The organism is Rhodovulum visakhapatnamense, from assembly GCF_004365965.1.
Classification (GTDB): Bacteria; Pseudomonadota; Alphaproteobacteria; order Rhodobacterales; family Rhodobacteraceae; genus Rhodovulum; species Rhodovulum visakhapatnamense.
The window spans coordinates 1-15,584 of sequence record NZ_SOEB01000022.1 but is presented as its reverse complement, the minus strand read 5'-3'; the positions used below and the strand labels follow the sequence as shown (position 1 = coordinate 15,584).

Sequence of the window (15,584 nt, the reverse complement as noted above, 5' to 3'; positions counted from 1 at the left end):
GTCTGTTGACCGGACAGCTTGAAGACGGGAGGCTGTTTCTGGCGTTGTTTGGGGGATGACGGGTTGGAACGGTCTTTTGTCGAGGTTTGGAGCCTATCCTTTGATGACATCGGATTGATCGAGGGGATCAATCGTTCCGGCCGGGTCTGGTTTGCGTTTCAGCTGAGCTTCTTCCGAGCGCGGGCGCGATTTCCGTCTCGGTCGGGCGATGTCCAGGCCGATGTCTTGCGTTACCTTGCCGCGCAGCTGGGGATCGCCGCGCCGGAAGCGCGGGATTTCGAGTGCGGTCATGTGACGGCGCGCAGGCACCGGGCAGCAATCTTGAGGTATTTGGATATTCGACGTGCCGCTGATCGAGATCGGCAAGCGTTGCGGAATGAACTGGCTTTCGTGTTTCGGGGATCCTTCGGGAAGATTGAGGATCAGGTCGAGCTTGGGTATCGCAAAAGCCGCGCGCAGGGGTTCTTCGTTCCGTCGGACAAGATCATGGAGCGGCTTGTCCGCGGTGCTCGGCATGATGCCGTTGAACACCTGCTCAAGAGGATTGCAGACAGCTTGTCCGGTGAGGCCCGCCGGAAACTGGAGGCCAGCCTGGCCGGCCCCAAATGCGCAACGGGGTTTCTGAGTTTGAAAGCGGATGCGGGTGCCGCCACTTCGGAAAACATCCTGGCGGCGACAATGCGATTGGCATTCGTGAATGCGCTCGATTTACCATTCCAGATCATGGAAGATGTCGACCCCGCCCTGGTCCAGAGACTGTCCCGCCGCGTCGATGGTGAGACCGCGGCCGAGATGCGCCGCCATGGCGACACGCGTCGGCTGGGTCTCTTTGCGCTCAATCTCATGCATCGCCGTGGCGAAATGATCGACGCGCTGATCGACCTGCTGCTTGAGATCATCCACCGGATGCAGACACGGTCGCGCCGCCGGGTAGTGGGGGCGATTGCGCGGGATATCGAGCGGGTCCATGGCAAGGAGCGCCTGCTGGTCGATATGGCTATTGCAGCGGTGGATGAACCCGAGGGCCGGGTGCTTGAGGTCATTTATCCTGTCGCGAGCGTGGCCAAGCTGAAGGCCGTGATTGAAGAAGACGGCGCCAAGGGCACGCTGGACCGGCGAATTCAAACGGCGATGCGCGGCTCCTACGCCAGCCACTACCGTCGGATGGTTCCGCCGCTTCTTGCCGCGCTGCAGTTTCGATCGAACAACGCAAGCTGGCGCCCGATCCTGGATGCACTCGATTTGATCGAGCGGTGGCAACAGGATGGACGACGGGTCGTGCCTGTCGATCTGGCTCCTCAGGGTTCCATTCCCGCCAAATGGCGCGAGGCCGTCATCGATGCATCCGGCCGTCTGAACGTGATTACCTTCGAGCTCTGCGTATTGGCACAGTTACGTGAGAGGGTGCGCGCGAAGGAAATCTGGGTCGATGGCGCTGACCGCTACCGCAACCCGGACAATGACTTGCCGACCGATTTCGAGGCGCAAAGACACATTTATTATCAGGGCCTTGGCCTCACCCAGGATGCCGGAGCGTTTGTCTCGCAGGTGCGCGATGTGCTGACGCGCGAACTCCACCTTCTGAACCGAACCCTGCCGGAAAACGAACAGGTCCGGTTGCGAACATTCGGGGAAAACCGGATCAGAGTAACGCCCTTTGCCCCGGTGCCGGAACCACCGGGGCTGGGAGCTCTCAAGCGCGAGGTCGAACGCGTCTGGCCGATGACCGGCCTGCTCGATGTCCTGAAGGAAACGGCATTGGACACGGGGTTTCTGGATTGCTTCGAGACGTCCGCCAGCCGCGAAGCCTTGGCCCACGCAGACCGGGACCGGCGGTTACTGCTGGCGCTCTATGCTGCGGGGACCAATGCCGGGATCAAACGCGTCGCCGCCGGTGTCGGTGACATTAGTTATGACGAACTGCTCCACATCCACCGCCGCTATATCGACCCAAACGCGCTGCGTGCCGCCGCGGCGCGCGTGGCTGATGCGACACTGAGGGTCCGCAATCCCGCGATCTGGGGCGCGGCGGGCACGGCTTGCGGTTCGGATTCCACCAAGTTCGGCGCCTGGGACCGTAACCTGATGACTGAATGGCACGCGCGCTACGGTGGGCGCGGGGTGATGATCTACTGGCATGTCGAGCGTCAGGCGACCTGTATCTATTCGCAGCTCAAGAGGTGTTCGTCCTCGGAGGTGGCGGCGATGATCGAGGGGGTGCTCCGGCACTGCACCGACATGGAAATCCAGCGCCAGTACGTCGATAGCCATGGTCAGACTGCTGTCGGTTTTGCCTTCTGCCATCTGCTCGGGTTCGAATTGGCGCCACGCCTGAAGGCGATTGCCCGCCAAAAGCTGGTCCTTCCCGCCGCGGGCATGCGGACGCACTTGCCGCATCTGGCGCCGATCTTGTCGAACGTAGTCGATTGGGCCGAGATCGAGCGGCAATACGACGAGATGGTCAAATACGCCGCCGCCATGCAGCACGGCACCGCCGACCCCGAAGCGATCCTGCGCCGGTTTGCCCGGACCGACGTGATGCACCCGACCTACAAGGCGCTGGCTGAACTGGGTCGTGCCATCAAGACGATCTTCCTGTGCCGCTATCTGCGATCAGAAGCCCTTCGCCGGGAAATCCACGAAGGCCTGAACGTTGTCGAGAACTGGAACAGTGCGAACGGCTTCGTCTTCTTCGGCAAGGGCGGCGAGATTGCCTCGAACCGGATCGCCGATCAAGAAATCTCCGCCCTGGCGCTGCAACTGGTCCAGGCATCGATGGTTTATGTGAACACGCGCATGGTCCAATCGGTCCTGTCGGACCCGAATTGGCAGGATCGACTGACTCCAGAGGATTATCGCGGCCTGACGCCGTTGATCTATGCGCACATCACACCCTATGGCCGCTACGATATCGATTTGGAGACCCGGATCGATTACGAGCGTATCGCGGCTTGAGCGTTACTATGAGTATACCCAAAGTAACGCAAGGCATGAACAGCGGAAGCACTCATTTTTATGTTCACTTTGGGTCCGTTTCGAGATAATGAACACATCATCTCAGAGGCACACCCAAAATGAACAGATCGAGCCCCAAAATCGGCTATGCCCGAACATCGACCGTCGATCAGAACCTCGATGCCCAAATTGAGGCGCTGACAGCCGCAGGATGTGGGATGGTGCGCCAAGAACAGCGCAGTGGCGCGACGCTTGAAGGCCGCCCTGAATTGAAAATCATCCTCGACTTTATTCACCCAGGCGAAACCCTGGTGGTGACGCGGATCGACCGGCTTGCCCGCTCAATGCAGGATCTTCAGACCATCGTTGCGCGGCTGAAAGAAAAGGGCGCGCATCTGGCGGCCACCGAGCAGCCCGTGGACACCTCCACGGCGACGGGCAAAGCGTTCTTTGACATGCTTGGCGTCTTTGCGGAATTTGAAACCAATCTCCGCCGCGAGCGGCAGGCTGAAGGGATCAAGGCCGCGAAACGCAAAGGGGTCTATCGCGGTCGCCCACCCACGATCGACATGGCCACCATTCAGGCCAAGCTTGGTGCAGGCCTCTCTCCAACGGAAATTGCCCGCGAAATGGGGATCTCGCGCGGTACTGTCTATAAAGCAAAGGCTGAAATGCTGACGGGCAATGATATCATTGAGGGGCGGACTGCATGAAAAAGCCCCCACGCAAGCGACAGCCTTCCGCGCCCAAAGCGCCTGTGCAAACAGGGGCCAAGGTCCCACCACCACGCAACCTGACCCCAGAGCTTTGCGACCGGCTGCGCCGGGACATGATGAAGGCCTGCCTCGCCGTGGCAGAAACCCACGGGCTGACGGTCGAAGGCGGGGATCTCTCGGATATCGATCTGCGCCATAGCTTCGAGATCAGCTTCCGCGTCGGCATCCCGCAAGAGAGCGGCGAGATCTACTCACCAGAGAAGGCCCTGTTCGAGGTGCTCGCGCCTCATTTTGGCTTGGAGCCCGAGGATCATGGCCGAACCTTCCGATCGAAGGATGAACTCTTCCGCATCGTCGCCATCAATCCAAACAGGCCAAAATATCCGATCAGCGCAGAACGCGTCTCCGATGGCCGAGGCTTCAAGTTCCCCGCCGAAAACGTCGTCATGTACCTGCAGCGTTCAGGCGCATAGTTTGTACGCCTTTTGTCCCATCAAACGATCAAATATGCACGCTCGGGCCTGTTACGCGAACCAGCTGCAACAAGCTCTCGACGAACCCGGTCGTCTGCCGGAGCGCCATGCCGAACAGCACCTTCATCGAGAGGCACGTCTGTATGGCGGCGTCGCTGTAGCTCTGCTGGCGGCCACGCCTGCCAGTTGGTGCGGCCTCCCAGCTCATCTCGGGATCGAACCAGATCGTCAGCGATCCGCGGCGCTTGAGCGCTTCATTGTAGGATGGCCAGTTCCTGGTCTTGTAGGTTGGAGGTGTGGGTCTGCTCATGGATTCCAGCTACCACGCTGGATTCATGAGATGAATCCCAAAAGGGATTTGTGCAACAGAGCCCTTCCAACTGGCCGGGTTCACGCACATCGCAAGGAAGGAACAGCGGCGCACCCACTTCCTGCGCCACGGGTTCGACCCATGGCCGGGCCTTTTCATTAAGAAAGGTCAGCGCCAGCTCTGCCCCCGCCGCGCGAAAGGCCCTGGCGCAACCGGCGGCGATGCTGGCCTCATTCGCCACGCCAACCACGAGGCCGCGTTTGCCTTTCAGATCAATCATGTCGCTGCCTCTTCGCTGACGGCCTCCTGGGCGATGATGCTTTCCTCATCGGTCGGAATGACAAGAAGCTGCACCCGGCTGGCGGCGGTGCTGATCCTGCGCGACCCTGCTTCATTGGCATCGGGGTCAAGCTCTGCCCCAAGCCAGGCCAGCCGCGCGGCGACACGGGCGCGGATACCGGGCTGATGCTCGCCGATTCCTGCCGTGAAGACCAGCGCATCGATCCCGCCCATGCTGGTCGCCAACCGTGCCACCTCGCCCGCGATGCGCAGGCAAAAGAGGTCGATCGCCTCGGCAGCCTCTGGGCGCGTGCTGGCCATCAGCTCGCGGCTGTCAGCCTCGAAACCCGACACGCCCAGAAGGCCGCTTTCACGATAGAGCATGGTCTCGACCTGTTTCAGGCTTTGCCCCATTTCGCCCATCAGATGCAGGATCACGCCGGGGTCCAGCGCACCCGAACGCGTCGCCATCGGGATGCCGTCCAGCGTCGAAAACCCCATCGAGCTGTCGATGCTCTTGCCGCCCCGGATCGCACAAAGGCTTGCGCCGCTGCCCAGATGTGCGGCGACCACCTTTGCATCGGTGGCCAGATCGCCCAGTTGCCCGGCGATATAGCGGTAGGAGAGACCATGAAAGCCATAGCGCTTGATCCCCTGATCATAAAGCGCGCGCGGCAGGGCAAAGCGGCGGATCAGGGGCGGGTTGGTGGCATGAAACGCCGTGTCGAAAGAGGCTGTCTGTGGCACATCGGGGTAAAGCCCTCGCATCGCCCGGATCAGCGCAAGGCTTTGCGGCTGATGCAGCGGCGCAAGCCGCGCCAGCGCGTCGATCTGCGCGATCACCTGATCGGTGATCCGGGCTGGTCCTGTGAAGACATCGCCGCCATGCACAACCCGATGGCCGATCACCGCAAGGCGCGAAAGATTGAAATGCCCGGCCAGCCAGGCAAAAGCCTGGTTCAGCACGGCTGTCAGATCGCCGGGATCCGCTGTGATCGGGCCTGAAAAGGTCTTGCCCTCGCGCGTCAGGCGCACTTCGAAAGGCTCATCGCGGAAATCGATCACGCCCGAGGCCAGCGGGCGCGGCGCGGCGGCCTCCAGTGCGTAAAACCCCAGCTTGATAGTCGAGGATCCGGTGTTGAATGTCAGGATCAGATCGCGGGTCACGCCTTCCCCTCCGCTTTGCGGACCGCGACCAGCTTGGCCAGCGCCGCCGAGGCGATGCGGGCCGATAAAGGATCCGCCCGGCTTGTCAGAACGATTGGCACCCGTGCGCCCAGAACCAGCCCCGCGGCCGTGGCGCCCGCGAAATAGATCAGCTGTTTGGCAAGCATGTTCCCGGCCTCGAGATCCGGCACCAGAAGAATATCGGCCTCGCCCGCCACCTGCGAGACGATGCCCTTCGTCGCCACCGCCTCGGGGCTGATCGCATTGTCGAAGGCCAGCGGCCCGTCAACCAGCGCGCCCGTGATCTGGCCTCGAGCCGCCATCACCGTCAGCGCGGCGGCATCCAGCGTGGCGGGCATCGTCGCGTTCACTGTCTCGACCGCCGCCAGCACCGCGACCTTCGGCTGATCGCGCCCCAGAAGCCGCATCAGATCGACGGCATTCTGGCAGATGTCGCGCTTATGCTCTAATGTCGGTGCGATATTGATCGCGGCATCGGTGACGATCACCGGCTTGCGATAGGCGGGCACATCCATCGCATAGACATGGCTGATCCGGCGTTCGGTGCGCAGGCCGCCGCTTTTCGAAACCACCGCCGCAAGCAGTTCATCGGAATGCAGGCTGCCCTTGACCAGCACCTGGACCTTGCCACAGGCCGCCAGTTCCACCGCCCGCGCCGCCGCTGCATGGCTGTGCTCTGTCTCCTCGATCCGGAAGCCGTCAAGCGAGACCCCGGCCTCGGCGGCCGCCGCGCGAATCTTTGCGCCGGGACCGATCAGGATCGGGTCAAGCAGGCCTTCGTCGCGCACCTCGATCGCGCCAAGGATCGCGGATTTCGAACAGGGATGCACCACCGCCGCCCGCACCGGGGGCAATGCGCGGGCCTCTTCGACAAAGCCCTGCCAGCGCCCCTTCGGCAAGACCACCGCCTCGGGAAGGTCACCCGGCACCCAGGTCACCTGCTCGACCGGGGCCAGCACCAGCGCCTCGCCCGAAAGCACCACCTCGCCCCGCTGATTGCGGGCGGTGGTCGTCAGGCGGACACGGTTCTTGCCCTCGATCAGCTCGGCCACTTCAACTTCGGCGGTGATGGTATCGCCTGGCGAAACCGGCTTGTTAAAGCGGATCTGCTGGTCGAGATAGATCGTCCCCGGCCCCGGCAGGCGGGTGCCCAGCACCGCCGAAATCAGCGCCGCAGTCCACATGCCGTGCACCACGACATGGCCAAACGGCCCATGGGCGGCGAAACCGGCATCCAGATGCGCGGGGTTGGCGTCGCCGGAAACAGCGGCGAACAATTCAATATCCTTGGGACCGACGTGGCGGACAAGACTGGCGCGGTCGCCGATTTTCATCTGGTGAAACAGATAGTTGGTCAGAGTGCCGGTCATCTTGTCACCTCTGGAAAACATATGTGCCGGGCGCATCTGCCAGCGCGTTGCCCATTGCGGGCGGCGCGGCGGGGGCACCCGAACGCGCGGCAAGCCAGGCCTGCCAGGGCGTCCACCACGAACCCTCGGTTGCAGGATTGGCCTCGACCCAGGTCTCGGGCGGCAAAAGCGCGTCGTCATGGGCGCGGGTCGCCAGCCGGTAGCGGCGGCGCGGGTGACCGGGAGGAGAGACGATCCCCGCATTATGCCCGCCCGACGTCAGCGCGAAAGTCACCTCGCAATCGGTGAACTGGTGGATTTTGTAGACCGACTTCCAGGGTGCGACATGATCGCGCTCGGTCCCGACGGCAAAGATCGGCACCCGGATGTTCTGCAACAGAACTGTCTTGCCCCCGGCGGTGAAGCGTCCCGAAGAAAGCTCATTATTCAGATAAAGCCTGCGCAGATATTCGGCATGCATCCGATAGGGCATCCGGGTGCTGTCGGCATTCCAGGCCATGAGATCATTCATCGCCGTCCGCTCGCCCATCATGTAATCGCGCACCATCCGGGACCAGATGAGGTCATTCGAGCGCAAAAGCTGAAACGCCCCCGCCATCTGATCGGCAGAGAGATAGCCGCGGTTCCACATCATGCTTTCAAGAAGATGCAGCTGGCTTGGGTCGATGAACAACGCAAGCTCGCCCGGTTCGGCGAAATCGACCTGCGCGGCAAGCAGCGTCAGCGAGGCGAGACGCGCGTCCCCCTTCCCCGCCATGGCAGCCGCCGCGATCGACAGCAAAGTGCCACCCAGACAATAGCCGGTGGCGTGGATTTTCTGATCGGGCATTAGACGGGTGATCTCATCCAACGCGGCCATCACGCCCAGCCGGCGATAATCCTCCAGCGTCAGATCACGATCCTCTGCACCCGGATTGCGCCAGGAAATGGCGAAAACCGTGTGGCCCTGCGCCACCAGCCAGCGGATCAGTGAATTCTCCGGGCTGAGGTCGAGGATATAGTATTTCATGATCCAGGCCGGAACGATCAGCACCGGCTCGGGGTGCACGGTTTCTGTCGTGGGCGTATACTGGATCAGTTCGATCAGGTGGTTGCGGAAGATTACCTTGCCCGGCGTCACCGCCACATCGCGACCCGGTGTAAAGGCCTCGACACCCTCTGGCGGCTCCTGCCGGATCTGGCGGACGACGTCCTGCAGCCAGTTCTGCCAGCCCTTCACAAGGTTCATGCCTCCGGTAGCCCAGGTCCGTGCCACAACCTCGGGATTGGTAAAAGGGTTGTTCGAAGGCGCACAGACATCAAGGATCTGTTTCGCGGCAAAAGACACCACATCCTCGTGGTGCTTCGTCACGCCCGGAACCTCATGGGTGACGTTATGCAGCCATTGCTGCTGCAGCAGGAAAGCCTGCGACATCCAGCTGAAGGGCGGTTTCGCCCAGGCTTCACCGGCGAAACGGCGGTCGCCCGGCAAGGGCGTGATGACCGGCGCGGCCTGCGGATCCATCGCCGAGGCCATCAGATGCGCCATGAGACGCTGCCATTTGCGGCCCGCCTTGACGCCCAGTTCCATCTGCTTGCCCGGTGCCTGCGCCAGATGAAAGGCCCAGTCGACATAGGCCATCATCAGCGAGCCGGGCGAGACCCCGCCGCTGAGCTGTCCCGAGAGCGCCTCTCGTATGCGGTCAACGGCCTGAAAAGCCTCGATGCCAAGGCTTTCATCGCCGGTTGCACCCGAGCCATCTGATTTGGGAGTAAGGGCCATGTCGCGTCTCCAATTTACCGGCGGGAGTTAGCACAGAACTATCAACGAGTGTTGATCGAAATCAAAGAGTTCAAGATTTTTCTTGAACATAGGCATTGCGCCCAAGGCCCGATGCCGACGACATGTCGTAAAGCGCCGTCAAACCGCCGAAACAGCCGCCCCCGGACTGAACAGGCAAAGCATCGGCGTCCGGCGGCGGACACGGAATCCCCTGTCCCTGCCCTGATCATCATGGACGATTACCGGCAAAACGGCGCGACGTCGAGGCCATGACCCGGCCAATGCCGCTGGCACCAACGCCGGGCCAAGGCCGCGGCCTCAATCCGCCAGCACATCACCGATGCCAGTGAAGACACCACCGACCTGATTGAAGACAAAGGCCCCCGCCAAGCGTACCTCACCGAAAAGGGTGTTTTCAACCACAGCCCCGGCCTCGCCGGAAAGCAGGCCGACATAGCGGCTGTGGGCGGGATCATCGGTCGGAATATCGGTAATATCCACGATCCGTATTCCGGTCGCGACCGCCAGGCGCTGGACCGCCGGATCACGCACATCGACAAGCCCAAGCCGTATCCGACGTGCCGAAAGCTGCGACGACAGTTTCAGCGCCAGATCGTCCGAGGAGACGAGCACCGTGATGGGATGCTTCATCGGCCCAAGGCTGACCATCTGGGCGCGGAAAAGATCGATATCAATATCCGGGGCGGCAAGGATGACCTCGATCCGGTCCAGCACATCGTCCCGCCCGGCAAGACGCAGTTGCACCAGCGTCTCCATCGTCAGCCGCGCGCCCATGCTGTGAGCCAGCACCGGCACCGCGTCGGAAGCGGACCGACCCTTTGTCAAAAGCCGCAGCAGATCGGCAAGCGCCGCGCGGGAAAAGTCAGACGCGTCACGATCAGCCAGATAGGCGCCCGGATAGCCTGCCGAGGGCCATGTAAAAAGGACGGGCTTTTCCTCGATATGCGCATCGACCGAAAGCTGCGCGGTGCGGAACAAGGCCTCATGAAAGCGGGTGTTGACGCCGTGGACATACAGCCCGACCCCCTCGCGCGAGAGACGCTTTGCAAAGGCGTCACGGCTAAGCGTCTGCCGGCTGCGCATCACGAAATTCCGGTCGGCGCTGCTGCCATTGCGATCCGGCCATTCAATCTTTCCCGGCCGATGGCCAGGCGGCACCGAGACCTCGTATTCCAGCCAGCTTGGCCGGATGGAGCGAGAGTCGCCAAAGGCCCCCGGCAGATTTGCCTCGGGCGCGCGGGTGGTCATGGTCAGCACCCGGACAAGGCGGGCGCCCTCGGGCAGGGCACCGGCATCGGGGGCCAGAACTTCCGGCCCCGGACGCGCAGCGCAGCCTGCAAGCGCAAGCGTCAGGATCAGAAGCAGGCGGCCCAACATATGCCTTACCGCAGGAATTTCTTGAATCGTATCAGTGCCAGCCAGAACAGCGCCACCCCGATCGCCGCCAGCGCTGCGAACTGGGGCCAGACCACGTCAAGCCCCGCACCTCGGAACAAGATGCCCTGCGAGAGGATGATGAAATGCGTGTTGGGGGCTGCAAGCATGATGGTCTGGATGATCTCTGGCATGGATTCCCGCGGCGTCATCGCGCCTGACAGCACCTGCAGCGGCAAAAGCGCCATCATCAGCAAAAGCGCGAATTGCGGCATCGACCCGGCGATGGTGGCAAGGAAAATTCCAAGCCCCGTCATGGCGAAAACCATCAGCACCGCGCCCGCAAGAAACAGCACGACCGAGCCCTGCACCGGAACCGCCATCAGCGCCTGCACCACAACACTTAGCGAAAAGATCGACCCCAGCAGCACCACCAGCCCCATCGACCAGATCTTGGAAAACATGATCTCGGTCGTGGTGACGGGCATGACCAGCAGGTGCTCGACCGTGCCATGTTCCTTTTCGCGGATCAGCGCCGCGCCGGTCAGCACCAACGACAGCATGGTGATCGACTGAATCACGGCGGAAATCGCCCCGAACCACTTCGGATCCAGCGAGGGATTATACCGCGCGCGGAGCGCCAGATCGACCGGCAGCGCGGTCTCGGCCCGGTAGCCCGCCACATATTCCGAAACCTCGGAGGACACGATTTGCTGGATATAGCCGCCGCCGGTGAAGGCCTGGCTCATCCTTGTCGCGTCGATATTCAGCTGGATCGCCGGGTTTTTTCCGGCCAGCACATCGCGCGCGAAATCCGGTGGGATGTTCAGCGCAAAAGTATCCAGCCCCTGATCCATCCGCCGATCCATCTCGGCCGTCGTGGTCATCTGCGGCTCGACAAAATAGGGCGGATAAAAGGCCGAGGTGATGCGGGCGGAGAGATGCGACTGATCCTCATCCACGATCGAGATCGCGGCATTCGTCAGCGCCTCGGGCGAGGCGTTCGCAGAGGTCCAGATCGAGAGCGAAAAGGAATAGACGATCAGCACCAGCATCACCGGATCGCGCCAGAGCCCGCGCAATTCCTTGACGCCCAGATTGAAGGTGTTGCGCAGGTTCATCCGCCCCTCACTTCGCCTGTTTTTTCAGGAAGGCCGCCGCCAGCCCGATAATCACCGGAATGGCGATGCCCATGGCCAGCATCGGCCCGGCCAGTTCCGCCATTCCGAAGGCCTTGGAGAAAGCCCCCCGCGCGGCGGTGATAAACCAGGTCGAGGGGTAGATCTCGCCCAGAACCCGGCCAAAACCCGACAGCGAAGAGACCGGGTCGATCAAACCCGAATAGCTGACCGCCGGGATCATCGTCAGCATGGCGGTCGCGAACAGCGCCGCGACCTGACTTGCGATGAAGACCGACACCAGAAAACCAAGCGCCGTGGTCGCGGTGACATAGATCAGCGCCGAAAGGGTAAAGCCCAGAAAACTGCCGTTGAAGGGCACTGCGAAGAATGTGACCGCCATGGCCATCATCAGGAAGAAATTCAGCATGGCCAGCGCGATATAGGGCAGCTGTTTGCCAAGCAGAAATTCCAGCCGCGTCACCGGCGTGACGTAGAAATTGATGATCGAGCCCAGTTCGCGTTCACGCGCGACCGAAAGCGTGGTCAGGATCGCCGGGATCATTAGCAAAAGCAGCGGGATGATCGCCGGGACCATCGCATTCAGGCTGCGCACGTCGGGGTTGTAGCGGTATCGGGTCACCAGTTCGAAACTGCCGCCGCTCGCCTTGTCACCGTAAAGCTGACGCGCCTGACGTGTGATCCAGTCGGCATGCATGCCCTGCACATAGCCCTGCACCGTATTGGCGCGGCTGGGGTTGGCGCCGTCGAACCAGGCCCCGACCTGCACATCCCTGCCTGCCGCGATATCGGCGGCAAAGCCGGGCGGGATCTCGATCGCCAGCGCCAGCTCGCCCGAGCGCATTCTTGCGTCGATCTCGTCGTAACTTGTCAGGGCCGGCTGTTCGATGAAATAGCGCGATCCCGCAATATCGGCGATATAATTGCGGCTGGTGGTGGTCTGGTCGCGGTCAAGGGCGGCGAAGGTCAGATCCTCGACATCCATGTTGATGCCCAGCCCCACCACGATCATCAGAAGAAGGCTGCCGACCAACGCCATGGTCAGCCGGATCGGATCGCGCTGCAATTGCAGGCTTTCCAGCTGCGAATAGCTAAGCAGTCGCCGCAGGCTGAAGCCGGATTGCTGCGCGTGATGGGTCACCCCGGCTGCGGGGGCCTCGGGCGCGGCCTCGGGCGCAGCGGCGGGGGCGGGTGCCGTCTCGCCAATCGCCTCTTCAAGATAGGCGATGAACGCGTCTTCCAGCGTGGCGCAACCTTTGGCTTTCGTGATCCCCTCGGCGGTGTCCGAGACCAGCACCTTGCCCGCATGCATCAGGCTGATGCGGTCGCACCATTCCGCCTCGTTCATGAAATGGGTCGAGACAAAGATCGTCACGCCATCCTTGCGCGAAAGTTCCGCCAGAATGCGCCAGAAGCCGTTGCGCGCCACCGGGTCCACCCCCGAGGTCGGCTCGTCAAGGATCAGGATCTCGGGCGCATGGATCATCGCCACCGCCAGCGAAAGCCGCTGGCGGATACCCAGCGGCAACGCCTCGGGCAGGCTGTCGGTCACGTCGCCCAGATCGAACCGGGCGATCATCTCGTCAACCCTGGCGGGGATCTTCTCGGCCGCCATATCGAAAAGCCGCGCGTGCAGATCAAGGTTCTGACGCACCGTCAGCTCGGAATAGAGCGAGAAGGCCTGCGACATGAACCCGACCCGGCGGCGCACCGACAGATCGCTTGCATCGACCTCATGGCCGAAAAGCTTTGCCCGGCCCTCACTCGGCTCCAGAAGCCCGGTGAGCATCTTCATCGTCGTCGTCTTGCCGCAGCCGTTCGAACCCAGAAAGCCGAAAATCTCACCCCTGGGGATGCGGAAGGAAACATTGTCGACCGCCACGAAATCGCCAAAGCGCTGCGTCAGCCCCTCGGCCTCGATGGCGATATCGCTGTCATCGGTGGTCCGCGGCGGGATCACCACGGCACTGTCTTCGCCCCGGTCTTCTTCGGGCAAAAGCGCGATGAAGGCTGCATCAAGCGTGTCGGCCCCGGTCCGCGACAGCAGATCGCTGGTGGTGCCGGTGGCCAGCACCCGGCCCGCATTCATCGCAACCAGCCAGTCGAAGCGCGCGGCCTCTTCCATATAGGCGGTGGCGGTGATCACGCTCATCCCCGGCCGTGTCGCGCGGATGCGGTCGATCAGATCCCAGAACTGGCGGCGCGACAGTGGATCGACGCCGGTGGTCGGCTCGTCAAGAATCAGGAAATCGGGATCATGGATCAGCGCGCAGCACAGACCCAGCTTTTGCTTCATGCCGCCCGACAGCTTTGACGCCGGGCGCGACCGGAACGGCGTCATGCCGGTCGCAGCCAGCAGATCGGTGATCCGCCGCTCGCGTTCGGCCTTGTCATGACCGAAAAGCGAGCCGAAGAAATCAAGGTTCTCTTCGACCGAAAGCGTCGGGTAGAGGTTCTTGCCCAGACCCTGCGGCATATAGGCGGTGCGGGGGCAGACGCGGTTGCGATGCGCCACATCGCGCATATCGCCGCCCAGAACCTCGACCTTGCCCTGCTGGATCACACGTGCCCCGGCCAGCAGCGACAGAAGGCTGGACTTTCCGACCCCGTCTGGCCCGATCAGCCCGACCATGCGCCCCTCAGGGATCTCCAGCGTCACATTGTCAAGCGCCGTGACCTTGCCATAGCGCAGCGTCAGGCCGGAGACCCCGGCAACTGAGCCGGTCATTTCACGACATTGGAAAGAAAGTCAGGCCAGGCGGCATCCGGATCAAGCCGCAGATAGGCCATGCCCGGCAGGCCGGTTTTGACATATTCGATATGCCGCGACAGCAGCTCGGGGTCGATGCGGGCACGGACGCGGAACATCAGCTTTTCGCGCTCATCGGCGGTCTCGACCGTCTTTGGCGTGAACTGCGCCACATCGGCAACATAGGAAACCGTGGCCGGGATCACGAATTCCCGCGCCGCATCCATGACAAGGCGCACCTCTGATCCGACCTGCACCCGGCCGACCTGCGATGTCGGCAGAAAAACCGTCATATAGACATCGCCCAGATCGACAAGGCTGAGGATCCGCCCGCCAGAGCCGACAATCTCGCCCTCTTGTGCGATGCGATACTGGATCCGGCCCGTGCGCGGCGCTTTCAGCGTGGCGTCGTCCAGAGAGGCCTGGATCGCATCAATCGACGCCTTTGCCGCCTCGACGGCCGCACTTGCATCGACCACCTGCGCCTGCGCGCTGCTGACCCCCGCCAGCGCTGCCGCATGGCTGGCTTCGGCCGAGGCCACACCGGCGCGGGCCTGGGCGTCCCGGGCGCGGTCATCATCCAGCACCTGCTGCGAGATCGCACTGGTCTTTGCAAGCTGCTCAGAGCGTTCAAGCCTGCGCGACGCGGCATCGGCAACCGAGCCTGCCTGATCAACCGCGGCCCGGGCCGCGCGCTCTTGTGCCTCGGCCTGAGCGACCAGCGCCCTTGCTGTCTCGACGCCGATTTCGGCGCGGGCAAGCTGCGCTTCGGCCTGACGTTTTTGTGCGTTCAGCTGCACCACGTCCATCTGCACCAGCACATCGCCTGCGCTGACCATGTCACCTTCGGCAGCGGTGATTTCGGCGATTCGGCCGCCGGTGAGCGCCGCGATATCCACCTCGGTCGCCTCGATCCGGCCATTGGCGCTGGCAAAACCCGCCGGCAGACCGGCGGGTTGCAGCCGGTCCCAGGCCAGCCAGCCAAGCACGGCGACAACGGCCAGGCCGCCCAGAATAATGGTGTTTCTGCCGGGCTTTGCCACGATCTGCCTCTGATTGCTGTGCTGATGGATGCTTCGCGCATGTCCCGATGCGGTTTTCGCCCTACGCTCCCCTGTTGTCAACGCTCGATGACAGGGTAAAAACCTGTATGGGGGTCTGTTGCCGGAGGGGGCAGAATAGTACGCTAAGGCGGTTTGATCATCTTTTGGGCCATCTGTATTCGCCAGTGAGCAGGATGTGGGCCCA

Annotated in this window: 11 protein-coding genes and 1 pseudogene; 3 read left to right on the top strand and 9 right to left on the bottom strand. The window is 62.5% G+C overall.

Features of this window, described 5'->3' with window-relative positions; all coding sequences use genetic code 11:
- Nucleotides 1–18: 18 nt before the first annotated feature.
- From EV657_RS16530 to EV657_RS16520, 3 genes are all read left to right on the top strand, one after another.
- Nucleotides 19–2,955: a Tn3 family transposase gene (locus tag EV657_RS16530; protein ID WP_341800938.1), complete on the top strand. Its 2,937-nt coding sequence runs from the start codon at nucleotides 19–21 to the stop codon at nucleotides 2,953–2,955.
- Between the two features lie 119 nt (nucleotides 2,956–3,074).
- Entirely contained in the window at nucleotides 3,075–3,668 is a 594-nt protein-coding gene (locus EV657_RS16525) for a recombinase family protein (protein WP_051693714.1), read from the top strand.
- Nucleotides 3,665–4,144 (top strand): hypothetical protein, encoded by a 480-nt coding sequence (locus tag EV657_RS16520; RefSeq protein ID WP_051693715.1) that lies wholly within the window; start codon nucleotides 3,665–3,667, stop codon nucleotides 4,142–4,144. Before EV657_RS16525 ends, EV657_RS16520 begins: the two co-directional genes overlap by 4 nt.
- 58 nt (nucleotides 4,145–4,202) lie before the next feature.
- Here EV657_RS16520 and EV657_RS16515 read toward each other — a convergent pair.
- The 9 genes and pseudogenes from EV657_RS16515 to EV657_RS16475 all read right to left on the bottom strand — a co-directional run.
- Nucleotides 4,203–4,454 (bottom strand): annotated as a pseudogene (locus EV657_RS16515) (IS5/IS1182 family transposase); the annotation flags it as partial.
- Nucleotides 4,399–4,734, bottom strand: coding sequence for an SDR family oxidoreductase (locus EV657_RS16510; protein ID WP_074855046.1), 336 nt, complete (start codon nucleotides 4,732–4,734; stop codon nucleotides 4,399–4,401). The gene EV657_RS16510 and the pseudogene EV657_RS16515, both read right to left, overlap by 56 nt.
- Nucleotides 4,731–5,900 (bottom strand): acetate/propionate family kinase, encoded by a 1,170-nt coding sequence (locus EV657_RS16505; RefSeq protein ID WP_035745643.1) that lies wholly within the window; start codon nucleotides 5,898–5,900, stop codon nucleotides 4,731–4,733. The genes EV657_RS16510 and EV657_RS16505 overlap by 4 nt, the downstream gene beginning before the upstream one ends.
- Nucleotides 5,897–7,291, bottom strand: coding sequence for a bifunctional enoyl-CoA hydratase/phosphate acetyltransferase (locus EV657_RS16500; RefSeq protein WP_089258481.1), 1,395 nt, complete (start codon nucleotides 7,289–7,291; stop codon nucleotides 5,897–5,899). The genes EV657_RS16505 and EV657_RS16500 overlap by 4 nt, the downstream gene beginning before the upstream one ends.
- Before the next feature lie 4 nt (nucleotides 7,292–7,295).
- Nucleotides 7,296–9,053, bottom strand: a complete 1,758-nt coding sequence (locus tag EV657_RS16495; protein ID WP_051693716.1) for a PHA/PHB synthase family protein — start codon at nucleotides 9,051–9,053, stop codon at nucleotides 7,296–7,298.
- Between the two features lie 318 nt (nucleotides 9,054–9,371).
- A complete protein-coding gene (locus EV657_RS16490; RefSeq protein ID WP_134078923.1) occupies nucleotides 9,372–10,451 on the bottom strand; it encodes an alpha/beta hydrolase in 1,080 nt (359 codons plus the stop codon).
- Between the two features lie 5 nt (nucleotides 10,452–10,456).
- Nucleotides 10,457–11,569 (bottom strand): ABC transporter permease, encoded by a 1,113-nt coding sequence (locus tag EV657_RS16485; RefSeq protein ID WP_038070094.1) that lies wholly within the window; start codon nucleotides 11,567–11,569, stop codon nucleotides 10,457–10,459.
- A gap of 7 nt (nucleotides 11,570–11,576) precedes the next feature.
- Nucleotides 11,577–14,315: a ribosome-associated ATPase/putative transporter RbbA gene (rbbA, locus tag EV657_RS16480; RefSeq protein ID WP_107978778.1), complete on the bottom strand. Its 2,739-nt coding sequence runs from the start codon at nucleotides 14,313–14,315 to the stop codon at nucleotides 11,577–11,579.
- Nucleotides 14,312–15,584, bottom strand: a 1,273-nt coding sequence (locus tag EV657_RS16475) for an HlyD family secretion protein (protein ID WP_481883015.1), incomplete at its 5' end; no start/stop codon positions are given. The genes EV657_RS16475 and rbbA, both read right to left, overlap by 4 nt.